Annotated in this window: 19 protein-coding genes; 10 read left to right on the top strand and 9 right to left on the bottom strand. The window is 59.4% G+C overall.

Annotated elements, in window-relative coordinates; translation table 11 throughout:
* The first annotated feature begins 15 nt into the window (after positions 1-15).
* From V5B40_RS22080 to V5B40_RS22035, 10 genes are all read left to right on the top strand, one after another.
* Positions 16-1221 (top strand): pyridoxal-dependent decarboxylase, exosortase A system-associated, encoded by a 1206-nt coding sequence (locus V5B40_RS22080; RefSeq protein WP_332356596.1) that lies wholly within the window; start codon positions 16-18, stop codon positions 1219-1221.
* Between the two features lie 133 nt (positions 1222-1354).
* Entirely contained in the window at positions 1355-2560 is a 1206-nt protein-coding gene (locus V5B40_RS22075; RefSeq protein ID WP_332356576.1) for a DegT/DnrJ/EryC1/StrS family aminotransferase, read from the top strand.
* A gap of 26 nt (positions 2561-2586) precedes the next feature.
* A complete protein-coding gene (locus V5B40_RS22070; protein WP_332356575.1) occupies positions 2587-3639 on the top strand; it encodes a GNAT family N-acetyltransferase in 1053 nt (350 codons plus the stop codon).
* Positions 3640-3828: 189 nt separating this feature from the next.
* Positions 3829-4671 (top strand): 3-deoxy-8-phosphooctulonate synthase, encoded by an 843-nt coding sequence (kdsA, locus tag V5B40_RS22065; protein ID WP_332356574.1) that lies wholly within the window; start codon positions 3829-3831, stop codon positions 4669-4671.
* A 188-nt stretch (positions 4672-4859) separates the two neighbouring features.
* Positions 4860-5858 carry a KpsF/GutQ family sugar-phosphate isomerase gene (locus tag V5B40_RS22060; protein ID WP_332356573.1) on the top strand — a complete coding sequence of 333 codons (999 nt, stop codon included), beginning with the start codon at positions 4860-4862 and terminating at the stop codon, positions 5856-5858.
* 286 nt (positions 5859-6144) lie between these two features.
* Positions 6145-6405, top strand: a complete 261-nt coding sequence (locus V5B40_RS22055) for an acyl carrier protein (RefSeq protein ID WP_332356572.1) — start codon at positions 6145-6147, stop codon at positions 6403-6405.
* The gene (locus tag V5B40_RS22050; RefSeq protein ID WP_332356571.1) at positions 6405-7976 is read left to right on the top strand and encodes an amino acid adenylation domain-containing protein; all 1572 of its coding nucleotides are present in this window, start codon (positions 6405-6407) and stop codon (positions 7974-7976) included. The genes V5B40_RS22055 and V5B40_RS22050 overlap by 1 nt, the downstream gene beginning before the upstream one ends.
* Positions 7976-9124: an acyl-CoA dehydrogenase family protein gene (locus V5B40_RS22045; RefSeq protein ID WP_332356570.1), complete on the top strand. Its 1149-nt coding sequence runs from the start codon at positions 7976-7978 to the stop codon at positions 9122-9124. The genes V5B40_RS22050 and V5B40_RS22045 overlap by 1 nt, the downstream gene beginning before the upstream one ends.
* Positions 9125-9169: 45 nt before the next feature.
* A complete protein-coding gene (locus tag V5B40_RS22040; RefSeq protein ID WP_332356569.1) occupies positions 9170-11815 on the top strand; it encodes a hypothetical protein in 2646 nt (881 codons plus the stop codon).
* 103 nt (positions 11816-11918) lie between these two features.
* Positions 11919-13301, top strand: a complete 1383-nt coding sequence (locus V5B40_RS22035) for a 3-deoxy-D-manno-octulosonic acid transferase (RefSeq protein ID WP_332356568.1) — start codon at positions 11919-11921, stop codon at positions 13299-13301.
* Positions 13302-13344: 43 nt separating this feature from the next.
* Here V5B40_RS22035 and V5B40_RS22030 read toward each other — a convergent pair whose 3' ends face one another.
* The 9 genes from V5B40_RS22030 to V5B40_RS21990 form a co-directional block, all read right to left on the bottom strand.
* Positions 13345-14658: a glycosyltransferase gene (locus V5B40_RS22030; protein WP_332356567.1), complete on the bottom strand. Its 1314-nt coding sequence runs from the start codon at positions 14656-14658 to the stop codon at positions 13345-13347.
* Between the two features lie 265 nt (positions 14659-14923).
* Complete coding sequence (locus tag V5B40_RS22025) at positions 14924-15943, bottom strand: tetratricopeptide repeat protein (RefSeq protein ID WP_332356566.1); 1020 nt, start codon at positions 15941-15943, stop codon at positions 14924-14926.
* 98 nt (positions 15944-16041) lie between these two features.
* Entirely contained in the window at positions 16042-17184 is a 1143-nt protein-coding gene (locus V5B40_RS22020) for a hypothetical protein (RefSeq protein WP_332356565.1), read from the bottom strand.
* A gap of 17 nt (positions 17185-17201) precedes the next feature.
* A complete protein-coding gene (locus V5B40_RS22015) occupies positions 17202-18275 on the bottom strand; it encodes a DegT/DnrJ/EryC1/StrS family aminotransferase (RefSeq protein WP_332356564.1) in 1074 nt (357 codons plus the stop codon).
* A gap of 86 nt (positions 18276-18361) precedes the next feature.
* Positions 18362-19360, bottom strand: coding sequence for an FAD-dependent oxidoreductase (locus V5B40_RS22010; protein ID WP_332356563.1), 999 nt, complete (start codon positions 19358-19360; stop codon positions 18362-18364).
* A 721-nt stretch (positions 19361-20081) separates the two neighbouring features.
* Positions 20082-21584 (bottom strand): lipopolysaccharide biosynthesis protein, encoded by a 1503-nt coding sequence (locus V5B40_RS22005; RefSeq protein ID WP_332356562.1) that lies wholly within the window; start codon positions 21582-21584, stop codon positions 20082-20084.
* Positions 21585-21847: 263 nt separating this feature from the next.
* Positions 21848-22723 (bottom strand): polysaccharide deacetylase family protein, encoded by an 876-nt coding sequence (locus V5B40_RS22000; RefSeq protein ID WP_434735902.1) that lies wholly within the window; start codon positions 22721-22723, stop codon positions 21848-21850.
* A 98-nt stretch (positions 22724-22821) separates the two neighbouring features.
* Positions 22822-24144, bottom strand: a complete 1323-nt coding sequence (locus V5B40_RS21995; protein ID WP_332356560.1) for a putative O-glycosylation ligase, exosortase A system-associated — start codon at positions 24142-24144, stop codon at positions 22822-22824.
* Positions 24137-25516, bottom strand: coding sequence for a phenylacetate--CoA ligase family protein (locus V5B40_RS21990; RefSeq protein ID WP_332356559.1), 1380 nt, complete (start codon positions 25514-25516; stop codon positions 24137-24139). The genes V5B40_RS21995 and V5B40_RS21990 overlap by 8 nt, the downstream gene beginning before the upstream one ends.
* Positions 25517-25857: the final 341 nt, after the last annotated feature.

Below are 25857 nucleotides of genomic sequence, written 5' to 3'. Positions count from 1 at the left end.
CCCAGCCACGCGCCGATGCGACAGTTCCCGATCAGGGACGGCGAACTCGTCGTCGGCGGAATGCCGCTGACTCGACTGGCGGCCCGCGTCGGACAGACGCCTTTCTATGCCTACGACCGCGGCTTGCTGACCCGGCGCGTCGCCGAACTGCGGGCCGTGCTCCCGCCGGCCTTGAAACTGCACTACGCGATGAAAGCCAACCCGATGCCAGCGCTGGTCTGCCACATGGCGGGACTGGTCGACGGTATCGACGTCGCGTCGGGCGGCGAACTGAAGGTCGCCCTCGACGCAGGCGCAAATCCCCGTGAAACCAGCTTCGCAGGCCCGGGCAAACAGCGCGCCGAGATGCGGCAGGCAGTCGCCGCCGGCATCCTGATCAATATCGAATCGTTTCGCGAAGTGCGCGAACTCGCCGCGATCAGTGAGCAAACAGGCCACCAAGCACGCATCGCAGTGCGCGTGAACCCTGATTTCGAGCTGAAGAGTTCGGGAATGAAAATGGGCGGCGGCGCCAAGCAATTCGGCGTCGACGCCGAGCAGGTCCCCGAGCTGCTGGCCGAAATCGGCCGTTCGGGACTGAACTTTGAAGGCTTCCACCTGTTTGCCGGATCGCAGAACCTGAAACCGGAGGCGATCGTCGAGGCGCAGGGCAAGAGTTTCGATCTTGCCTTGCGATTGGCGGCGGCAGCGCCCTCGCCGGTCCGTTTCCTTAACCTCGGCGGCGGTTTTGGCATCCCCTATTTCCCCGGCGAGCAGGCGCTGGATCTGGCACCGATCGGCGCCGCTCTGGCGACCATCGTCGATCGCGCGTCACGGGAGCTCCCGAAAGCGGAACTGGTGCTCGAACTGGGCCGCTACCTGGTCGGGGAAGCAGGCATCTACGTTACCCGCATCGTCGATCGCAAGATCTCACGCGGGCATTGCTACCTGATCGCCGACGGTGGCTTGCACCACCATCTGTCGGCATCGGGCAACTTCGGCCAGGTGATCCGCAAGAACTACCCGGTCGCCATCGGTAATCGAATGGCGTCGCGCGAGCAAGAAACGGTATCGGTCGTCGGCCCGCTGTGCACGCCGCTCGATCTGCTGGCTGACCGGATGGAACTTGCCACGGCTGAAATAGGCGATCTGGTGGTCATCTTTCAATCGGGTGCGTATGGATTTACAGCCAGCCCGCAGGCGTTTCTCGGACATCCCGCCTGCGTCGAGGTAATCGCATGAAGGAGGGCCGGGTGCATCCTTACCTGCGCGCGCCGGCAGCCACCGAACGCAATGGTTCGAGGTCGATAACCACGGCCATTTTCCGTGTCGCCCCTTTGCGCACGCCTAACGACAAGACTCTGCCTGCGTCCTAATGAAGCCGCCTGACAAACTGCATCCGCCCCTGCCTCGTACCCCGGTACTGGACTGGTCCAGCTTCTCTAATAGAGAGCGGCCTTCGCCGGTACACAGCATTGGCGACCTCTCTCACACGGTCTTTACGACGAGCGGCCGCGCTGCGATCTATCAGGCCCTCCTGCAACTTCGTCTCGAACCCGAGAGCCTGGTGCTGGCGCCAAGTTATCACTGCCCGACGATGATCGCTCCCGTAATTCTGGCCGGTCTGAAAATAGGATATTTCGGGATACGCGCTGACGGCCTGCCGAACCTGAATACCGTCGATGCGCTCACGGCCAGCAGGGCAAGAGCAATAATCGTGCCGCACTACTTCGGACTCGCACGATCACTGCTTGAAGTCCGGCAGTGGTGTGACGAGCACCGGATTGTGCTCATTGAAGACTGCGCTCACTGCTACTTCGGCAATGCCGGGGAGCGACCCGTCGGGACGTGGGGGGACTTCGCTACCGCCAGCCTGTCCAAGTTCTTCCCGGTGCCTGAAGGCGGCGTGCTGGCCTCAGCGGGGAACACAGTCAAGGCCCTCTCGCTTTCGCAGCCCAGTTTCAAGGCGCAACTCAAGGGTTATGTGGACGTACTTGAGTTGGCGACTCGGCATGGACGTTTTAGCGGCATCAACCGCGCTTTGTCGGGATTCTTTCGGCTCAAGAATTCGTTCGCTCGAGGGAGGGCAAACCACAGTGACACTAATGCGCCTGCGGTTGGCGACGACATGATGAAGAGCTGTGACATGGGGCGCATCGTGCAAGCACCGTTGTCGATAGCGCTCTCGCTGGAATCGACCTTGCCTCGTGGACGGATCATTGCCAGGCGCCGGCAAAACTTTGCGCTCTATGCCCGACACTTCGCGCCGATGCGCGAAGTGAAAGAGCTTTTTCCCTGGACAGACGAAAGTGCCGTGCCCTACGTATTTCCGTTGTGGGTCGAAGAGCCGGATCGCATCTATCAAGAGCTCCGATCGCAGGAACTGCCGGTTTTCCGCTGGGACCGAATCTGGCCCGGTACACCGCAGATGACTGACGATCTCGGCCCGTCCTGGAGTCATCATGTCTTACAGTTTCTATGCCATCAGGACTTGAGCGAGGCCGACATCACGGCTACCGCTGTTGCGACCTTGACCTTGCTTGCCAATCCACAAGTTCCGGTAGCTGCTATTGCCCAGTAGAACACCACCGAAAGACGAACCCGTAAATGTCATCTTCTCCTCACCTTACCTGGAAAAACCTGCCGGCAGCAGCGCTGCAGCAGAAGCCGGATCTCGTGCGCGAATGGGACCGGCTGAACGCCGCGCGTGGCGACCTCCCGTTTCTGAGCGCAGAGGCACTGATCACCGCACTCGATATCTTTGGCGACGGACGCGAGAGACTACTGGTAGGCCAGCAAGCTCACGTCACAGTAGCCATGTTCATTCTTGTTCCGCTCGGAAAGTTCTGCTGGGGCACATTTCAGCCATCCCAGATCCCGCTCGGCGCATGGGTGGCTGAGGCCGGGCTAGCGCCGGACGACATCGCCCGCAGCCTGAGCAGGGGACCGCTTGGCTTCTGCCTGTCACTTTCCGTCACCCAGCTTGATTCACGCTTCACGCCGCGAGGCGAAGATGCCAGCGACAGCCAAACCGCCGATTATATCGAAACCGGCTGGATTGACTTGACCGGCAACTTCGAGGAGTACTGGAGCGCCCGCGGGAAAAACCTCCGGCAGAACATGCGCAAACAAAGAAACAAACTCGCAGCGGAGGGCATCACAGGGCGAATGCGCACATTGACTCGTTGTGAAGAAATTGCGCCGGCGATCGAGCGCTATGGCGAGTTGGAGAGCTCTGGCTGGAAAGCGGCGAAGGGAACGGCGATTCATCGGGACAATGGTCAGGGACGCTTCTACGGACACCTCCTCGAAGCTGCTGCCAAGCGAGGCCAAGCTGTGGTTTATGAGTACCTGTTCGATGATCGCGTGGTCGCCTCAAACCTCTGCCTGCAAAGAAACGGCACGCTGGTGGTGTTAAAAACCACCTACGATGACTCGATCCAGTCCTACTCGCCGGCCTTCCTTCTTTGCCAGGATGAGATGGAACAGCTCTACCGGGAAAAAGTGATTGATCGCCTGGAGTACTACGGCCGCCTGATGGACTGGCATACCAAATGGACTGCAAACAAGCGCGCGATCTACCATCTGACTGTCTATCGCTGGCCGCTGTTGAAGCAGCTTGCCGAATGGCGTCGACAGCAATTCGCGCGCGCACCATAGACACTTAGCAGGATCTTTCCTGGGTCAGGTGCAAGTAGCCAACCTCGAATGTGAAGTGCAACACTGATATGCACTTATTCTTGTGTTGAAATGCTAACGAACTCAGAAGACGACGCCGTGCAAGGGGCGTTTTCTGCGAATAGAGCAGCCGCTACCGGTAACTCCACGCGATCCAAATCGGAGAAAGCATTGATTCGCATAAACGAAACGATCCGTATCGCCAATACCCGCAGTTTCGTCCTCTTCGGTGGCATCAACGTGCTTGAATCGCGCGAGCTCGCGTTGCGAACGTGCGACGAGTATGTGCGCGTCACAGAGAAGCTGGGCATTCCCTACATCTTCAAGGCCAGCTTCGACAAAGCCAACCGCTCGTCCATTCACTCCTATCGCGGGCCAGGACTGGAAGAAGGCTTGCGGATCTTCGAAGCCGTCAAGGCGAACTTTGGCGTGCCGGTGATCACCGACGTGCACGAGCCATGGCAAGCCAAGCCGGTGGCCGAGGTAGTGGACGTATTGCAGTTGCCCGCGTTCCTGGCTCGGCAAACCGACCTGGTGGTGGCGATGGCCAGGACCGGGCGAGTCATCAACATCAAGAAGCCTCAGTTTCTGAGCCCGTCACAAGTCGTCCACATTGCTGAAAAGTTCAAAGAGGCCGGTAACAACCAGCTCATCCTGTGCGACCGCGGGACCTGCTTCGGTTATGACAACCTGGTGGTCGACGTGCTGGGCTTTGCTGTGATGAAGAAGGGGTGCAATAACCTGCCCATCATCTTCGATGTAACGCACGCACTGCAGCAGCGGGAGGCGGGCGGCGCGGCGTCGGGCGGACGACGCCAGCAGGTGGCCGAGTTGGCTCGTGCTGGGTTGGCAGTAGGCCTGGCGGGTATTTTCCTGGAGGCGCACCCCGACCCTGACTCCGCCAAGTGTGACGGCCCCAGCGCCCTGCCGCTGGAGCAGTTGGAACCCTTTCTGACGCAACTGAAGGCGCTGGACGATCTTGTAAAGTCGTTCGCCCCGCTCCACATCGCTTGAAGGTACGCACACAGTGACCAACTCACCGGCGAACGACCGGGCCAGTTTGTGGTGCCGCGTTTTACTGAAAATGCTGCGGGTTCGAAGTGTTGACGCGTTGCGGATGGGAACCCCTAACGCGGGTAGCCGACGCGACGCAGGTTTCTCCCGGCCATGAACATAAAAAAATTTGAAAGGGACGACTGACTATGACCCCCCCCCGTACGGAGGCTGATCTCGACGCCGATGAAACGCTTGCCGTGGCGCGCGAAGTGCTCGAAACTGAAGCGATGGCGGTGCACGCGCTTATCAGTCGGCTCGACGGCGGCTTTGTCGAGGCCGTGCGCGTGATCCTCAACGCCACAGGACGCGTGGTGGTCAGTGGCATTGGCAAGTCCGGCCATGTGGCACGCAAGATTGCTTCGACATTGGCAAGCACCGGCACGCCGGCATTCTTCGTCCACCCCGCCGAAGCAAGCCATGGTGACCTCGGCATGATTCAGCCTGATGACGTGGTGCTCGCGCTCTCCAACTCCGGCGAGAGCGACGAGTTGCTCCTGATCATGCCGTTGCTCAAACGTCACGGGGCGAAACTGATCGCAATGACCGGCAATGCCCGCTCGAGCCTCGCGCGACAGGCCAACATCCACCTCGACGCAGCTGTCGAACGTGAGGCAGGCCCCCTTGGCCTTGCACCAACTTCCAGCACGACTGCGGCACTGGCTCTGGGTGACGCACTTGCCCTCGCGCTGCTGAAAGCTCGCGGCTTCGGCGCTAACGATTTCGCCCGTTCGCACCCGGGCGGAAGCCTAGGACACAAGCTACTCGTCAGGGTCGCCGACGTAATGCACGACGGCCAGGCGTTGCCCAGGGTTACCGACGACACGCTCCTCCCCGATGCACTCACCGTCATAACGAGCGGTGGGCTTGGCGTAGCGGTCGTGATGGATTCGACAGATCAGCTGCTGGGGATCTTCACGGATGGAGACCTGCGACGCGTTATCGCGAAAGGACTCGATATCCGCAAGGTGCAGGTCGGCAAGGTAATGGTCCTTACCCCTCATACCATCGGCCCGGACCAACTCGCTGCGGAAGCGTTGAAATATATGGAGCAGTATCGAATCAATGGCCTCATCGTCGTGGACGGCGACTCCAAAGTCGTCGGCGCATTCAACATGCACGACCTGTTCCGAGCCGGTGTAGTCTAGCCAAGGCGATAGCGATGGAGAGAACGCAAGAACCAGAGGGAGCATGATATTCGCTACGTAACTCATGCCAACATGCGAACGTCACGTACATCAAGGTGTTCAACAATCGAAAGTGCAGCATTCCACTCTCGGTTGCCGATCGCTGGCTCAGTTCGTGAGGAGCTGGCTCAGCAAGCCACATCAGGAAACACAGGCAGCATAAAACCAAACCCTTGGCAGACGAACAACTGAGGGAAGCGCAGCACAGGTTTTCACCCACAATCCCGACCCATTCAGGAGGCAAACAATGTCCGACGAGCTCATGCAGAAAATCAAAAACTTCATCATGGAGGAGTTCCTCCCCGGCGAAGATCCCGATGAACTTACCGAGACGACGCCACTGATCAGCGGCGGCATCCTCGACTCGATCGCCACGCTCAAGCTGGTCATGTTTATTGAAGAGCAGTACGGCGTCAATTTCGAGCCGCACGAGGTTGACAAGGAGAATCTCGACGATCTGGTCAGCATCGTGCGCTTACTCCGCACCAAGAACCCGTCCGCAGCGTGATGAGAGCCATCACCTGCCTGCACGACGCCCTTATCACCCGCGCGCGGCAAAGTCCCCAGGCGGTGGCCGTCGTTGAGCCGGGCCAGGGCTCCATCAGCTACGGCGAACTCGACGCTCTGTCCGATCGTCTGCGCGACCGGCTAACGCAGCTCGGCGTCGGCCGCGGCGACCGGGTCGGCATCTACCTGCGCAAGTCGATCGACTCAGTAGCAACGCTCCTGGGTGCGATCAAGGCGGGTGCAGCCTACGTTCCGGTCGACCCCGGTGCGCCAGCGGCGCGCGGCGCATACATCCTGGACAACTGCGCAGTCAAAGTGGTGGTCGTCGACGCGACACTGGCCGACAAGCTCGGCGCCGCGCTGGAAGAAAGGAGCGCTGAGCCGACGGTGATTGCCGTTAATGGATCGCTGGTTGGCGGGGCCGGGTTGCGCGCCGCACTGGACGCGGCCGACGAGCGCGCAAGCGCGCCCGGCGTCAGCAGCGTGCGCAGCGATCCCGGCGACCTGGCCTACATCCTCTATACCTCGGGATCGACTGGCAAGCCGAAGGGCGTGATGCTGTCGCACGAAAATGCCGTGAGCTTCGTCGACTGGTGCTCCGAGAGTTTTTCTCCAACGGCAGCCGATCGCTTCTCATCGCATGCGCCGTTTCACTTCGACCTTTCGATCCTCGACATCCACGTATGCCTGAAGCACGGCGCGACCCTGGTGTTGATCGGCGAGGACATCGGCAAGGATGCGCCGCGCCTGGCGCAGCTGATTGCCGACGAGCGCATCTCAATCTGGTACTCCGCACCCTCTATCCTGGCTTTGCTGGCGCAGTTCGGCGGCCTCGCAAAACACGACTACTCCAGTTTGCGCCAAGTATTATTTGCCGGAGAAGTGTTTGCAGTCAAGCACTTGCGCGCGCTCTGCGAGCTCTGGCCGAGACCACGCTACTTCAATCTCTACGGTCCGACCGAGACCAATGTCTGCACCTGGCACGAAGTGCCCTTGCCGGTACCGCCCGAACGCAACACGCCCTACCCGATCGGCAAGGTCTGTTCGCATCTGCGCGCTCGTGTGCTCGACCAAGACGGTACCGTAGTGACACGCGGCAGTGAAGGAGAACTGTGCATCGCCGGGCCAGGTGTGATGCGCGGGTACTGGGCGCTGCCCGAACAGACGAGCACGGGGTTTTTCAAGGATGCCGACGGTACCGCCTGGTATCGCACCGGCGACATCGTGACCGAAGCCGAGGATGCTTGCTACACCTACCTTGGCCGGCGCGACCGCATGGTCAAGCGCCGCGGCTACCGGGTCGAACTTGGCGAAATCGAAGCGGGCCTGTACCGCCACGCCAAGGTCAAGGAAGTGGCTGTGGTTGCCTTCGCCGACGAGCTGGCCGGTTTGAGCATCACAGCATTCCTCAGCAGCCACGAGGCGAAGCGGCCTTCGCTGATCGAAATCAAGCGCTTTTGCGCCGAGAACCTGCCGCTGTACATGATCCCCGACAAGTTCACCTGGTTCGACAGCCTGCCCAAGACCTCGACCGACAAGATCAATTACCAGCGACTGAAGGAGCTAGGCTGATGGACTTCAACTTCACCAGTGAGCAGAAGTTGCTGCGCGACAGCATCATCAAGTTCGCCCGCGGCGAGCTCAACCACGAAGTGATCGAGCGTGACCGGACGCAGACCTTCCCGCGCGACCTGTGGCGACAGTGCGCCGCCGTCGGCCTGCTCGGACTGCCGGCACCGGACGAATACGGTGGCGTCGGCGCCGACCCGCTGAGCTGCGCGATCGCCCTCGAGGCCCTGGGCTACGGCTGTAGCGATGGCGGTCTGGTGTTCTCGATCTGCGCCCATGTTCTGGCCTGTGTCGTGCCCGTCTGGAAACACGGTAGCGAAGCCCAGAAGGAACGCTACCTCGGCGGTCTGTGCGACGGCACACTGGTCGGTGCGCACGCCATTACCGAACCTGATTCGGGCTCGGACACCTTCGCCATGCGGCTGCGCGCCGAACGCACTGGTAGCGGCTGGCGCCTCAACGGCAGCAAGACCTTCATCTCCAACGGACCGGTGGCCGACGTGGTCGTCGTGTTCGCAGTCACCGACCCTGAAAAAGGCTTTCACGGCGGCGTTACGGCGTTCCTGATCGAACGCGGGGTGGCGGGATTCTCGGCCGGCCAGAAGTTCGCCAAGATGGGCCTGCGCACTTCGCCGGTCGGCGAGTTGGTGTTTGAGGATGTCCTGCTTTCGGACCAAGCGGTGCTCGGCAGCGTTGGTGGCGGCGCCAGCGTATTCGGCACAGCGATGGACTGGGAACGCTCACTGCTCGTTGCGGCACACGTCGGCACCATCGAGCGCCTGCTGGAAACCTCGATCACCTACGCACGAACGCGCTCGCAGTTCGGCCAGACGATCGGCAAGTTTCAGGCGGTGGCGCACAAGATCGCCGACATGAAGGTTCAGCTGGAGGCGGCGCGGTTGCTGGTCTACCGTACCGCGTCGCGGCTCACGGTATCGCGAAGCATCTCGCTCGACGCGGCAGTCACCAAGCTGTTCGTCAGCGAAACGCTGGTCAAGACGGCGCTCGACGCGGTGCAACTGCACGGCGGCTACGGCTTCATGGAAGAGTATGACGTCGAACGTGCGCTGCGCGACGCGATCGGCTCGACGCTGTACTCCGGCACCAGTGAAATGCAGCGCAACATCATCGGACGCTGGCTCGGTTTGTAAAGGCTCGACCAATCCCTCTCACGAATTACATCTGACGGAAGTGTCATGACCACCCGAAATACATCCGCGCCCGCCGTTTCCACGGCGCCCGCTGCATTGCCCGCGACCGACGCTCGAACGCTTTCCGGCGGCAACTGGCGACTATTGCTGGTCTGTGTCGAACTGGCGCTGATGCTGCTCGTGATCTCGCGCTACCAGCTGGAAAGCCGCACTTTTTTCAATGTCATGGCGCTGGGTTGTGGTGGCTTCGTGATCCATGCCTTGCTCCCCATGCAGTATCGCCTGGGATTTTTCGTCGCTCTGTCGTTGGCGGCCATCGTGGTGGCCTTCGGACTTGCCGACGGCACCTGGCTGATCGCGCTCGGCCTGGTGTTGATCGCCATCTGTCATCTGCCCTGGCGACTGGCAGCTCGTGTTGGGTTGCTGCTGCTAACCGCGTCGCTGTTCGCGCTGTTCCGGGCCGAAATCGTGCAGGGGCCCTGGTCGGTGGCTATCTGGCCGATTCTTGGCTCGATGTTCATGTTCCGACTGGCCTTGTACCTGCACGCCCTCGAGCACGACGAGAAGCGGCCGACCGTTGCCCGCACTCTGGCCTATTTCTTCATGCTCCCCAATGTCTGCTTCCCGCTGTTTCCGGTCGTCGATTACCTGAGTTTTCGGCGCAACTACTACGATCACGATGCCGTTTCCATCTACGAAACCGGCATCAAGTGGATCGTTCGCGGCTTGATCCAGCTGATCCTGTACCGCTACGTCTATGTCTTCCTGAGCGGCGACGCCATGGAACTGCACACCTTGGGCGACCTGGTGCAGTTTCTGGTGGCGACCTTCCTTCTTTACCTTCGCGTTTCTGGCCAATTCCACCTGATCTGCGGCGTGCTCTACCTGTTCGGCTTCCGCTTGCCAGAGACCCACCATCTGTACTTTCTCGCCTCCAGCTTCACCGACTTCTGGCGCCGCATCAACATCTACTGGAAGGATTTCATGATGAAGCTGGTGTACTACCCCAGCTTCTTCCGGCTGAAGCGATTCGGCGCCAATCCGGCTCTGGTGGGAGCGACCATCGTCGTCTTTGCCGGCACCTGGTTACTGCACTCCTATCAGTGGTTTTGGCTGCGCGGCGGCTTTCCGCTCGAAGCGCAGGACGGCTTGTTCTGGGGTTTTCTCGGCACGCTGGTGGTCGTTGGCGCGTTGCGCGAAATGAAGCGCTCGCGTCCGCGCAAGCTCGGCGCTGCGCCGGCACGCTGGAGCTTCTCGCTCGCCTGGCGCACGGTCGCGACCTTCACGGCAATCTGCATCCTGTGGTCGCTTTGGAGCGCCCAGTCGCTGGTTACCTGGTTGCTGATGTGGACCGCCGCGACAAACACCTCGATCCAGCAGCTGCTTGTGCTCGCAGGCGTGCTGGCGCTCGCCCTGGCAGTCGCCGGTCGCCCATGGCAGAACCTCGATGCCGGCAGGGCTGGCGCGGCCTCACGCTTTGGCTGGATGAACCTCACCCCACTGCTAGGGCTGCTCGCTTTGCTGGGACTCAGCGCACGTGACTGGTACGCACCGGTGGCGCCGCTACTCGCGTCAACAGTGGCCTCAGTGCAGCGCTCAACGCTCAACGCCCGGGATGCTGCCCTGCAACAGAAAGGCTACTACGAGAACCTCGACAACCAGAGCCGCATGAGCGCGCAGTTATGGGGCGTCACGGCGCAAAAGCCGGCGCACTGGGTGAACCTGGGCAAAGCCGGCGCTTACCATATGCGCGACGACTTTATCCGTGGCGAACTGCTTTCAAACGTCAGCGTCATGTTCGACGACCAAGTGCTGACGACCAATGCCTGGGGAATGCGCGACCGCGAGCGTACGCTGGCCAAGCCGACCGGCGTCTACCGGATTGCTTTGCTCGGCCCGTCTTACGTGATGGGCTCGGGCGTGGCCGACGCCGACACCTTTCCGCGATTCCTGGAGCAAAAACTGAACGCATCCGATACGGTCGCGCCAGACCACACAGTTGAGGTGCTCAATTTCGGCGTCGCCGCGTACACCCTGACCCAGCAACTCGCCATGCTGGAAGAAAAGGTCCTCAAGTTCCAACCGGATGTCGTGGTATTCACCGACTCACCGCGACTCGCTGCCCCGATGATTCAGCACCTGCTGAAGACCATCGCGAATCACCAGAAGGCGCCCTTCGCTGGCCTGAATCGGGTGCTGCATGACACAGGAGCAACTGCCTTGGGCTACGACGGGGTACCGGTACCATTCGACTTCGGCCGAGCGCTGGCCGATCTAGTCGGCGTAAAGACGCGAATGCCCTGGCCCGAAGCCGAGCAACGTCTGCGCCGTTCGGCCGATCTCCTCGTCCGGGCGACGCTTGAACAGATGGCGCAGAGTGTGCGTGGCCAAGGCGCCGTACCTGTCTTCCTGGCACTCGACGTCGTCGGGCCGCCCCCCGAGTACGACGTGCCGGCGCTGCGGGACGCGGCCAAAGCGGGCATGCTGGTGTTCGACCTGCTCGAGCTTTGGCGCGGTCGCGATGTCGACTCGCTGCGCATCGCGGCCTGGGACGACCACCCCAATGCCGCGGGCAATCGTCTGATTGCGGAACAGCTGGCGGCGCTGGTGCTGCAGCATGCACAAGAGCTCGGGCTGAACAGTTCGGCCGGCGTCGCCGGCCAGCCAACGAATGAAGGCGCCTCCCGATGAGTGTTCAGGGACCCACCTCTGTGGGCGGCGACTCCAAACTCGTCGGCGCATTCAACATGCACGACCTGTACCGAGCCGGTGTAGTCTAGCCGAGGCGATAGCGATGAAAAGAAAACGGCCAAACACTCAGGGCTCGGACCGGCCCATCCCTGGCACCAAAGCCACCGGTTTCTGGCTGATGCTCAAATGGCTGCTCTTTCGCTTCCTCGAGACGGCCAGCAACACCAGGAGCCGTCTGCGAAGCGCGCCAGCAAGCGGGCGCACAAACGCTCCCCCAGCTTTTGGCCCGGGTAGGGAATCGATCTGGATTTACGTCTCGACAATCGGAGAACTGAATGCAATCGAGCCATTCCTGAGGCCGTTTATCGCGGAGATGGCACCTACTCCCGTCACACTCCTCACTGACCGGACGATCTACCGCCAAAGTTATTGTGCGAAATATCCGGATGCGCATGTCTACGAGATGGATGGTACGGTTCGTGACGTTGATCGTCTGTTTGTTGCCACCCCGCCACGGCTGCTCCTGATCGCCGAGATCCCGTGCCTGCTGTCCGATGCGCCATGCCGCTTGCCGTTTGCGGCCATCCACGCAGCGAAACGCCATGGAGCCGCAGTCGCTATTATTAACGGCTGGACGTACGGTTACGCTCCATCTTCACGCCTGGACGCCATCGAACACCGCCTCTTCAGTCGCGACTACCTGAGCCTGATGGATTTGATCACGGTGCAGAACGAAGACGTGCGTCAAAATCTGATCGCCGCAGGTGCAAATCCGGCCAGCGTGCACGTAACCGGCAATAGCAAGTTCGACGCCGTCGTACGGCAGGATTTCTCCCCGCGGGGGAAGCGCAGTGAAGCTATCCTGCGCAGCATTATCGACGGTGGACGCCCTTGCGTTGTCGCCGGCTGTGTCACCGACGACGCCGGCCAGGCCTTGGTGCTTGATGCTTTTGGCATCGTGAGCGAGAAAATTCCGAATGCGCTGCTGGTGCTCGCGCCGAGACACCCAGAAAACATGAAAATGATCGCCAAATTGGAAGCGTCGCTACGGAAGCGCGCGTTGCGCCACCTCTTCCGGAGCCGCATTGCGAACATACCACTCGCATCCGACATACAGGTGCTGATCCTCGACACCATAGGTGAACTCAGGGATTTCTACGCGACAAGCACCGTCTGCTACGTTGGCGTGAACCACAACATCCTGGAGCCGCTCGTGTTTTGCAAGCCTGTAACCGTTTCGCCCGGTTGGGAAGCGACGTTTCCGAGTTATCCGGTCTACGAACTGCTTCGTGGTACAGAGGGCGTGCACGAGTTTTCCTCGTGCGAAGCGCACGCACAAAGTTGGCTCCAAGTGCTTTCCGAGAGCGAAACGGAGGGGGCGCGCTCAACGGCGATCGAACGCGTCCTCACGCGCCTGCGCGGCGCGAGTAAAGCCAACTCACAACTCCTACGACAAATCACCCGAGGCAGAAATTGGCATTTATAACGCTCAGTCTTTTGTCGGGCAGCCAATCGATGTAGTGATACCGTCATCCAACGCGTTCGCCGCCGGGTCGAATCCGCGCCTTGGACTGTGGGCCTTCTTCCCCGACAGCAAGTTGACGCGACACCACTGAATCAAGAAGCCTGGCCAGTTCCGCTGTTCTCTCCCAACGTGAGGCTTGGCGAACAGATTCGGAACTCGGGAGAGCTATCTCGGACCTTTTCACAGCGTTGACGAATTGGAGGAGCTGGCCAGCGATTGCCGGAGCCAGATCAAGAGGCGCGATGTCCTGTACCCCAGCAGCCGCCAACGCCGCTGCGGTATCACCAGCAGGATCGGTAAGTGCGATGATCGGTCGCCGCGCCCGCAGATACTCATAGATTTTTGCGGGAATCTGCTCATTGCAGCCGGCACCTTGCATAACCAGCAAGCCATCGGCCCGCAGCATTTCACTCAGCGCTTCGCGATAGGCGACGGGTGGGCAGCATTCGATGAAATCCTCAACCCCGTGCGTCCGCGCGAGTTGAGTGAGCAACGCCTCATGGCCAGCAGCCCTGAAGCGGATCTTTAGTTCACCAACGGCAATCTCGCCGCCATCGTTCAAGAGGCGCAGCGCAACGATAAGCTGCGTTGGATCGCGCTCTGACGGATAAACAACACCACTATGCAGCAAGGTGACACAGCCGGGATTGATTGGAGCCGTCCGTTCGCCTTTCGGTGCCACGACGGAGAAACTCTCTTCGTCGTAACCGTTCTCCAGCACCACTACGCGCTCCGCAGCCTCGGGGTAGCGCTGGCGATAGACCCGTGCCGACCCCGGGGTCGTAAACAGGCTGAAATCCGCATTTCGTACCGCTTCCATCTCTATCTCTTTGAAGCTCTGCCAAGTACGCGGATCCGCCGGGTACCCCTCCTGTGCCATGGGGTCCCGGAAATCCGCCAACCATGGAACCCCGGTGCGCCGATGAAGTTCGGCTCCGATCATGTGCGCGGTAGCGATCGGATAGGTAGACCAGATGGCGTCCGGATGATAGGTCTTTATCATTCGCAGACCAACACGAACGGCGTCGAACTTCCAGCTGATCCAACGGTCTGGCCGAGCCATCGATCCGAGGTAACGACCGCGCAGGGAGAGGTGACGGGCTGCGTCTAGGGCGAAAGCGCGGTGGACGATAGCATCCGCGGGCACTTCTCCCATAAGGTCATCACTTGTACGCTCATAGGCGCGCGGATTGGCAGTAAGCACCAAGGGCTGCCAGCCGAAGCTCGGTAGATGCTGTACAAACCTCAGCGTACGCTGGATGCCGCTACTTCCCGCCAGCGGCGGAAAATGGTAAGCAATCATCAGAATGCGTTTCATACGTGCCTCTGTAGGCTTTGCAGCCAGCCCCCTGCCGGCCTCTCCGCTTCTCGGCGCGACTGCTGGCCTCGGTCACTTTTGTTCTCGGTTTCAGGCAGTTCTGCCCGCCGCAAGTGTGGCTGTATCAAGCGCCCTGACAAGGCAAGGGAGCGAACGATAAGGTTTCCTCTAGAACTCAGGCGGTCGACGATGCATCTGAAGCGAACACACCCGACGCCACAGGCGACAGTCGACTCTTGGCTTTGGAACAGTCCAGATACCCGAGTCACTGGGCAGCACTCGCAGCCGACGAGCGGTTCGCCGCACTTTCGGAAGCGGTTTCTTGTTCCTTGATCGGCGGAACCGTAGCCGCGTCGGATGCACCTTCCCGCTCTCCGGGATCTGGTGCTGCTAAAATATTGGAGGGGTTGCCACCCAGCAAGCGGTCTTGCTCACGCAACACTTTGGCGTGCGGACTGTACTTGAGACCCAAACTTACCAACTGCTTTGCATCACTCCGCTTTCCGGATCTAATCAAGTAATCGGCCCAGTGCGAATAAGCTGGCCAGTAATCAGGCTTCAATGCTCGGGCGCGAGCAAACAGTTCATTGGCTTTCGCGGCATCGGAAAGAAGCAGAGCCAAGTCACCGCTTTGAGTAAGGATTTCCGGAAGCAATATAAAGTTGTCAGGGCTGTGCTTGATAACGTAATCGTACTCGCTGATAGCGCTGTTTAGCAGATTCCGTCTCGTGTGCGATGGTGTATTGTGTCGCATGGCACGCATCCAAATGATCTGCCCATAGCAATAATGATGTATATGCCAGAGCATATTTCCCATCACTGCCAACCATGGTCTCGCAGCTGGCGATGGAGAGTTTTCTGTCCCCCTCCCATTATTAAATACAAGTCGGCAATAGGGGGGAAGCATCGCCACTTCCGCTTCCGTATGGTTTCCGACCGCGGCTACGCCTGATGTACTCACCGCCAGCAGAATCAGAATGACCGCCACGCGTGACAGGGAAATTGCGGGAGAGCATGGGCTCAGTCTCAAATATTTAAACATTTTCATGCATCCTTTGTTGCGATAGTGTATTAACCTATAGAGCAGTGCAGCCGATTGCATAAAGCGTTGAAACAAACTACCACTTGCGACCGCTGCCGCGTGCCAGCGGCCCCACAGGTAAATCAGCGCCGGAACACTCTCGAGATGGAACTCTTTCACGAGCCATGCTGGCGGGTCGGCACTCACGCGTATGAAAGCGTCTGGGTAATGGCGGCGAGCTAGACGCACGACGTTGGGCAGCATCGCACGATGCCCAAGTTGCGGCCACTGACCGTATTGAGAAGCAGCACACGCATCACGTCATCCCACCCGCACTATCACGTTCACTCTACCCGCCGTTCTCATCCTAGGTTGTCAACGTCGGGGCGCAGCTGCAGCATCAGGCCATCGGCGAAGAACTTGGTCGCCCAGTTCGGGTACCTCCACATTAAATAATCACCGTCAATTGGATGCGAGCCTTTGAGTGCGCCGGCGCGGTTTGCATCACGCTGATCGAGATCCTGTGCGCGCATGTTGAAGCGGTTGGCGGCCAGCGCGTATTGCTCGAACCGCCTCTCACCAGTGATACGTCCCAGACGAAGCCAGTTGATCGCCAACTGCGAGTTACCTGTCAGGCAGGTCCAGGTCGCGGCGGGTTGCCAGTTCGTGTCGTAGCGGCCAGGCACGGCGCCATCAGCGCGTTGCCCCAGCGCTATTGCTTCCGCCATGCGAATGGCGTGATCGAGATAGCGACTGTTGTCCGTCGCCACGCCCACCTCCATCAGCCCGCGCATCGCGTAGGCCAGGGTGTGTGTTAGAGGCGCGGGGTTGGCGGTCAGGCAGTTGTGCGGCAGGAAACCGTTGGGCAGTGCCGTCGACAACGCCCACGCAGCATTGGCATCCGCGGCCCGTAGCCAGCGTGTTTCCCCCAGGGCCTGCCAAGCTCTAACCAGACCGAACGCCGACCGCGTGTTATACGCCTTGACGTCGGAGCCCGGCGCAAACGGCGATGGGAACCGTCGCCAGGAGCCGTCAGCGTCCTGGGCATCGACCAGCCAGTCAGAGGCGAGGCGCAGCGCGGTGGCGAATCTAGGCTCACGCGTGGCGACGTAGGCCCGTGCAAAGCCAAACAAGACCTGCCCGGTGTTGAAAACGGTCGGTACCACCACCTCGGCATCCATAGTGCCCGCGCGTACGCCGCCATCGGGCAGTTGCACCGCAATCTCCCAATCGGCCATGCGAACCGCGGCTATCAGACACTCCGGTGCATCGAAAAGCTCGGCGTAGTCGATCAGCGTGGGTATGATGTAGCCGGTTGTCTCCGGGTACGAGGCATGCCACCTACGCCGCCGCAGGTCGTAGCTATGTGCCACTCCATCGTCCGGCGTCGCCTCCTGGGCGCGCAACAGCCAGTGGATGGCGGCGCGCAGGTGCTCTTCCAGCTGCCGTTCGGGTCCAAGCGACCAGCCCAAGTGGTCGCGGATCAGTTGCCAGTAGTGCTTCATGCGTAGGTCCTGCCAATCTAGATTGAGGAGGCACAGTGGATCGGCGCCAGCGTGGCGACAATGCACTGAACGTCGTTTTCGGTCAAGCGCGTGCTCAGGGGCAACTCCAGCAACTCGGCAGCGGCGCGGCCGGCTTCCGGGTAGCTGTCCGCGGCGGCGCCTTCCGGCAATGCATAGGGCAATCGGGTAGCGAAGCCGGCCGCATGCAGCGCGCGGCGGCACGCCGCGCGCTGGTCGCCAGGGACGCGCACCAGGAGCCGGGCCAGATACCCGGCAACACGTCCGCTTGGTAGTTGCGGGGCCTGGATGCCAGCCGCACACAGTGCCCGGCTGTACCATTGAAGCTGAGTAAGCCGTCGGCCGCGACGGGTTTCCAGCGTAGCGAGTTGTTGCAGAGCAATGGACGCATCCAGCGCGCCAATACGCGTTGGGACGAGCGTTGCACCGCCACCAAGCATCCAGTCCAAGCGCGCAAGGTAGTACGCCAGGCCGTGCGCATGTGGCGACACGAGGAATTCGAGCCAAGCCAGCCTTCGACCTGATGCCGTCGGAAGCAGTCGGTAGCGAGCGGTAATTGCCGACAGGTAGCGCTCGTCGTTTACCAACAGCACGCCACCGCTACCGCGAATACCACTAACCACGCTCTTCGACTGCGCGAAGCTGAATACGCCGAAGTCGCCGCCGGCCCCCAGCCCTGATAAGGGGTCCACGCGCTGCGCAGAGTCATCGATCAGCGCAACGCCTGCGCTTCGGCAAAGTGCACTCAGGCCACCGACATCGGCGGCAAAACCGTACGCATGCACCACTACCAAGGCCAGGGTCCTCGGGCCTAGGCACGCTTTCACACTGGCCGTCGGCGTGTTGAGATCGCTGCCAATGTCCGCGTACACCGGCTGCAGTCCGCAAGCCCGAACAGCCAGCGTAAGTGCGGGACAGCCCAGCGCAGGCAGGACAACCTGGGTTCGGTTAGGGAACTCGGCTTTCAGGCAATCGAATGCCATTTGCAACGCGCTCCGACCAGCGTTCAGGACCACCACATGACGCTGATACGCGTTACCAAACCACTGTGCCAAGGCCTGCTCGGCCGCCAAGCGATTGATCAAGCCGCATGCGCCGCGCAGGCCCGCCAACAGTTCCGCCAACCCCCATTCACGCAATCCCAAGCCCAAGCGCGCTGTCACTGTCGGCTTCTTGGTTTGGCTCGCGCCAAACGCTGCCAAACGCGCGACCACATCACACGCAACCAGGGTGCGGGATCCGACGGGCGCCAGTAAGCGTCGACCACCTTGTGCTCAGCAAAGGCCGGATGAGTGCCTTGGACCTGCTGCGACCAGCGATCGGTGACTGGCTCACGCCAGATCGTCGGGGGCATAGGTCGCGGCGCCAAAACAGGTAGGCCGCATTCGTAGCAATAAGCAGCATACGGGAGGTTATTGCCATTGATCGTTGCTACCTCTTGCTGAAAGTCGGTGCGCCCGACAGTAGGCTCAACGACATAGAAGCGTCCATCGCGAGTGTCGCGCTTGTACTCCATGGCGCCCATGCCCCGAAAGCCGACGGCGCTAAAGAAACCCTCCGTCAACGCGCCGAGCTCCTCATCAACCTCGGGGGCGGCAATGCAGCTGGCTGTACCACCGACCTGTGGTGGCCAGGCGCGCAGCTTGCGACCGGCAAAACTTGCCACCGCCTGGCCATTCTCCCCAATGTACTGCAGGCAAAAGTAGATGGCATCGTCACCGCCTTCGATCCATTCCTGGGCGATCAAGTCGGGTAGAACCGGGGATATCTGGTCGAACAAGACCCTCGCTTCGGCGGGCGTCAGGACGATATAGGCCTTCTTGAAGCGCGCGCCGTAACCAGCGTGTTTGAAGCCCGGCTTAAGAACACAGGGGTATCGCAGCGCGTCGAGCTGCGTCAGGTCGGCTGCCTCGCGTAGCCGGCAGGCGCCCGGAATCGGCAGACCATGCCGATCGACCAATTGCTGCACTCCATCCTTATGGGTCAGCGCCAGCATGGCATCGTGGGAGCCAAAACGCAGACGTAGCAAAGGGGCAAGCTCATCGCGCGCCCGCGAGACGACGTGCACCGCTTCTTCCTCTGTAAGAAACAGGACGGGCCGGCCACCCAAGTCATTTGCAAGGTCTACGAGACGCTCCGGTAACTTCTCGTAGTCCACTCGACCCACGCAGCGCCGCGCAAAGCGTGACCGCATCGGGAGCGACGACGCCCCCTTTGACATCACAGCCACCCGAACGCCTGCACTCCCCAAGCTGCGCACGACACCAAGCGCGTTCAGACCACCGCCAACCACAATCGCCCATTCCATAGCGCGCTCAGCCCCCCGCCCCCAAAGCGAACCGACCCGAAGGCCAAGACAGACCTTCGGAGCATTCGCCGAAGGAAGCCATATCGATCCACTCCTGACCACGGCTCATCAACCCTGCCTGGCTTTCAGCATTAACAGTGGCACCAAACACTAGCCGTGCACCCCAGCGCCGCTGCGGTTGGCCATCATATGCCAGAAGATGAGTCAACTCTATAATTTCCATGCACTTCCTTATAGCAAAAACTCCTCGTCTCCGCCGCGCCATTTCTCAGGCCGTTAGTGTATATTCTATCGGAACCGCCCAGGAACCATCTGAGAATCTATGAAAAGCCAAAAATATCAATATTAATAACTTATTGCAGTATGGATTTCGAATGCGGAGATCCTGCTGCGTGCACCAATCCAGCCCGGCGCCAAACAGTATTCTATCGACTTGCATGCGTGGTCGCTCGTGAGAAATTGCGCGGACTTAGTACTTATGTAGATGCCAGCCTGAAATATGCAGCACAACGCTTGCCGGGAGTCGATGAAGTTGTTCGGCTTGGGCAACTCAACATCTCCCTCACCAACATCAAGGAAGCGCGCGGTTAAAGGGCCAGCGGTCAAGGTATCGAGTTGGGACACCGAAGTCGGTTAGCACCTGCCGGGCTTCAGCCAGGCCGCGAAGATCAAAGAACGCCACGTAACCCAGATAGGTCAGAACCCCGGTAGAGATACTCACACCTAGCACCACGACATCTGACGCATTCAGTACGTGCAGCCCTGCACGACTTGCCTGCACGCAGGCTACCATCAACAATGCGCCGAACAGTGGTTGTCGCATGACGCGCCACAATTGCCCGGCCTTGAGTCCGCAAGCACGCAGCGCCTTCCTCACAAGCAGAACACTTAAAAGCGGATACACACACGCCCAAGCCAGCGCGGTTCCAACCAGGCCAGCCTGCCAAGCACCAACTCCTAACGCCAACGGCATCACGACCGCACATAGCGAGGTGAAGCGAACAAGTTCATTCACGCGACCGGTTGAAATAAGAACCTGCGCTTGTAGATTGCTGACGGTAGCCGCAACAAGTTCGCTGACGCACAGTGCCTGCATTGGCAGAACGGCTGCCACCCATTTCGGGCCCAGAAACACCGAGACCAACTCTGGCGCAGTGGCAGCGATACCGAGAAGCGCCGGGGCAGTCAGATAGGTAAGTCCGCCGGTGAAGCGCAACAACACTGCGCCCAGACGTTCTACGTCGTTCTGTACCCGCGCAAAAACCGGCGACGCAACGCTGGTCACCAAGCCTGTTATCTGCGAAGTCGGCAGGCTAACCAGCGAGCGACTAACATCATAGACGCCGACCGCTTGGGCGCCGAGCAGCTTGCCAACAATTATCTTATCGACGTTCATATACAGGTGCCACAGCACTCGCGTGTAGGTCACGCTGAGGCCGTAGTTGAGCAATGATGCGCCCTCGCGTAGTCGCATCGGGAATGTCGGGCGCCAGTCGACAGCGAGCCACAGCCAAATCATCGTCACTGTCTGTCCAACAAAGAAAGCGAATACCAATGCCCAGTAGCCCCAGCCAAGCCAGGCGACAGGAATGGCAACGATGGCCTGCAATATCGCGCCGACAACGCCTCTCCACATAACTGCCTGCATCCGCAGCTGTCGCCGCAACAATGCACTTGGCACCGTATTCAGCGCGCCGAAAAAGAAGCCGAACCCCAGTATTGCCAATACCGGTTGCAACTTGGGCATGTCGAAAAAGCTCGCGGCAGGCCAACTCATCGCTATGGTGATCCCACAAAGCGCGGCACTCGCAAGCAAGGCGATCCCGAAGCAGCCATTGATTTCCCCCTCACCAACCTCCTTGCGCTGAACAATAGCGGCACCAATCCCGACCTCGTTGAAGAAACCGACAAAGCCAGCGACGGTGGTCGCGATAGCCATTAAGCCGAAGTCCTCGGGGGTCAGCAAGCGTACGAGCACAAGAGTGGAAAGCAAAGAGACCACTTTGGCGAGCCAACCGCCCACGCTGGTCGCACCGACCGCTCTCACGACGCGGCTCCTCAGGTCATCGGTCATCGCACACGCTCGCGGCAGAGGAACAATGGGGGAAACAAGCGGAGAATGACAAATAGCAACGTAGCTTCACCAAAGAGTATCTGTGGCCTAAAGACATGCGGCCAGTCGGAGATTAAATATGAACAGGTGCATCATGCGCCCTAAGCGCAAGGGCGCCATTTAGAACAGCCACCCGTATTCGAGAGACGGTCGTGATAGAAAATCCAGTCCACATGGCGATACTCTTCGCCTTTGTGGTATCGCTCAAAGCGCCATGACTTATGCTAATCGACACACTGTCTCGATCGCAAGCTTGAGTTCTGCGCCAGGTTTTTTAAGAGCCTCGCACCGAAGCGAAAACGGGTGCGATCCCACGGAGTGAAACGTGGCAACTGCATCCGATCGCTTTTGAAATCAGCCACGCCTGGGGCCGTTGTGACGGCAGCGTCGAAGCCCAAGTGTCGCACAAACTCCGCATCGCGAACGCAATAGTCGACATTTGGTTTCCCGTTAGGATAGGCAAACAACCCGACGCGTTCCTGTAGCAACGACTCCAGGAATTGTTTGCTCTCAAGAATCTCGGCCTGCGCCTCGTCGGACTCCAGTTTGGCAAGAATTGGATGTGTGACGGTATGTGCTCCAATGCCCATACCTGCTCGCCGCATCATCCTCACTTGGTCAGACGAGAGCATCAAGTCCACTGGCAAAGGTCTGCCGCTCGTTGCTGCGATGTAATCGACGGTCGCCAATCGCTTTTTCGGGCTCATATATTTGATACTGCCGAGAATGCTTGTAATTGCCTGACGGATATTGTTTGGCGAATTCAACTCGTGGACGCCAAGACCTTCGCTCGAAAGATCAAGCGTTTCCTTAGTGCAACGCCGAACCGCTTCAATAACCGTATCGTTCCACATTCGCCCACTGTCGACATAACTCGTGGCAACGAAGAATGTCGCCACTAAACCGTGCGACCTTAGGATCGGCATAGCGACAGTGAAATTATCGGAATAACCATCATCAAATGTGATCGCCGCAGCTCTCGCCGGAAGCGAACGGTCATTGAGCCGAGAAATTGCTTGATCAAGAGGCAGGACATTGAAGCACGATTTTAGCCATCCAAGAATCTGGTCAAATTCGACCGCATCCAGATCCCAGTTCAAGACCGGATCCTTGCGTGCCAGTACACGATGAAAGATCAATATCGACAATCGCCCCCCTGGCCCTGCAGGGGACAAAAGATGCGTCAAAGTTTTCACTATCATTTCAATGCGTCCTGAGTGGCCGTCACTGACCCCAGTGGCTGGATCGGATTGGCCCGAGCAAACGCGCCGGAATTATCACTCTTCTCGGAATATTCACTCAACCAACGCTGCGTAACCACCAGAATGACAAGAATGTTGTAGGGCAGGTCAAAATAGGCAAGCTGCAAGAATGCGCCACCTACCATATAACCAACCAAGGAAACCTGGCACATACCGGCGAGATCATATGCCCACTCTGTCTCTGACCGCTTTCTGGCTTCGTGGCGCACTCTTCCAGACACGCGAAACAATAGCCACCAAATCAGCCCGAAGAGGAACAGGCCGATGTAACCATGCTCGCCAAGCACAGAGAAGTAGATGCTGTGCGCAACTCTGAATCCTACGGCTTCGGGAGGAGCATATATCGTGAAAAGACCGGGATTGTAAATATTAAAACCTCCTCCTGTGAGGTTATGGTTGGCCAAATTGAAGCAAAATAGCCAAGCGTGAATACGACCCATCGCAGATCTATCCTCCGCATACTCCCCTATCGTTGACATTCGACTATCCCACGAATCAGGCATAAAAGAAACAATCCCGACAGCGACAATCGCCATAACCACCCCAAAGAACAGCTTTCTCTTGGATCGATACCAAAGAACGATGCTCATGGCGACGATTGCCAACAACCCCCCTCTCGACTGAGACCCAATTGCGCTAACAGCTGTTAACACCATAACAGCGAGGAGTCCGAGACGTACAGCTCGACGGGTAGCAATCATCCGCAAAAAATTAAGAAGTGGAATAGCCATTATAAGAGCAACCGCAAGGTGATTATTATCCTCGATAAATGACCCGGCAGGGCCCCAAACCGTAGAAACCCCTCCATTGATAATAGTGTGCAACCCACCCTTAACACCAAAAAACGCTAAGGATAAAGCGTTGACCCAGATAAACACTTCAATATGTCGCCGCTCCTGAAGAGCCAGCAAAGCAATGGCAGTCATCAACTGGATCTTCAAAACCTTGTCAAGCTGCTGCCAAGATCCGGCGGGATCAAACGCAAACACCGTAGTCAGACACATCCAGCCAACGAAAAGGAATAAGACGACGACGGGAGGAGTCCACGGCATGCGCAGCTTGTCGCGCGTCAATACCAACGAAACGAGAACTGAACCCGCCGCTACGGCGGCCAGTGGCGCGTCGTGTGCAAAACCGAAGGCCAGCCGATGAGGATTCATAATGCTGATCCAGGTCCACAACATGACGCCGATCCATGTGTGACGAAGTGCAAACGGCAGGGCGCCAAAGACGATGCCGAGTATCAGCAGATCACGCACGTGTGACTTCCTGAGCAACCCCGGGCGTCTTCACGTGACTGACAACGTAGCGGAACTTCCCGGAGCCTTCGCTAGCGATGCCGTGAGATTTTTCTACCCGAATATCCACCGCATCCCCCAAGCGCGCCTTGAAGTCCCGCACAATGCGCGCCTCTGCAGCCCGGTCAAATGCTGGTCCTGCAACGACCTTGACTACGGTCTGCTCGATCGATAGCTGCTCGATCCTGAAACGTTCGACTCCTGGAAGATCGCGAACGCTGTAAATCAGCGCTAGTCCGTGCATTATGGTGCCGTCATGGGCAACCACGAAGTCGGTGCTTCGCCCCTGAATTTCTTGCAGGACCGGCAGGCCGCGACCGCAGGCACAGCTCTCGTTACCGAGGATTCCAACATCGCCGGTACGGTAGCGAACAAACGGGAAATCTGCGGTCGCCAGATGCGTAACAACGATCTCCCCGGCCTCTCCGGGTCCGGTCGGCGTGCCATCCAGGCGCAGCGTTTCGATAAGGATGTCTTCGGCACTGATATGCAGGCTTCCGGACGGGCATTGGTGAGCAAGAAATCCCGCATCGCGAGCACCGTAGCCGTTGGCCACAGGGCAGCCAAAAACCGCGCTGATAACCGCCCGTTGATCGTCGTAGAGCTTCTCGGACGTAACAAAAACGACCTTGATACCCAGCCTGCTCACATCCATGTCCTTCTGCCGGGCATGCGCAGCAATCAGCGAAAGACTCGACGGATATCCAAACAACATAGATGGGCGAGCAGCACGGATTGCGTCGACGAACCGATCAAGGTTTACCGGCGACATTTCAAAAGCCGGTAGGAGATGGCTTCTCAGCAAGCCATCGCGCAGCCGCCGAATACGATCCTGCGCGCCAAGCTCGATCGGGCTACCCCAGACGACCAACTCCTTATCACCGATATCGACATCCCACCAGCGTGTAGCGCGCCATTTGGCAGCCACGTCGTGAGTCGTTCGCCCTTTCCCCATGTAAAAAATCAGCGGCTCGCCGGAGGAGCCACCGGTGTTGAAGCGGGCCAGTGGACCATGGCCGTCCGCCTTGAGGCGCTCGACATTGGCGCGAATATCCGGTTTGCTGAGTAGCGGCAGCGCCGACAAGTCGCCTGTTGTACGTAGCCCCCGCGGGTCAAAGTGGAGACGTTTGAACTGTTCGCGATAATAGGGAACACGCTGCCCGATATCGACCAGGAATTCCCGCAAGCGCCTTGCTTGATCGTCGGCGATTTTCTCCGCCGACCACCATTGACTGTCTTCGAGCCTGCGGCGCACGGCGACGGTGTCGTGCCCTTTCAGGCGTTCATGCAGTGGGAACAGCAGTCCGGCGCAAATCGTTGTGTAAAGACTCAAGAGCTTCTCCTCGCTGCAAAGGGTCGGTGGCCGGCACGAAGCCTGCGTGCAACAACGCAGCCTGTTGCTCGCGGAATGGCGTCGCGGCTCTCGATGCCACTAGAGACCGCGTTGAACGTGGTCACAAGTTGGGCGCCAATCAGGCACTGTGCACCTTCGAAGCATTTCTTCAGAACCGACACCGCGTGCCCGCCTGCAGCGTCCAGAGGCGTAGCATCTGGGCGCTGCATGGAGTCAACGCACTCTCCATGAAGTCGGTAGGGATACGCTATGTTTTCGGAGTACTTGCGCAGCAATGTTTCGGAAAAGCGAGTCATATCAGCTTACCTGCAATTCGGATC

Source organism: Candidatus Accumulibacter meliphilus, assembly GCF_036625345.1.
Taxonomy (GTDB): Bacteria; Pseudomonadota; Gammaproteobacteria; order Burkholderiales; family Rhodocyclaceae; genus Accumulibacter; species Accumulibacter meliphilus.
The sequence above is the reverse complement of the archived record's forward strand: the minus strand, read 5'-3'. Positions and strand labels throughout refer to the sequence as shown.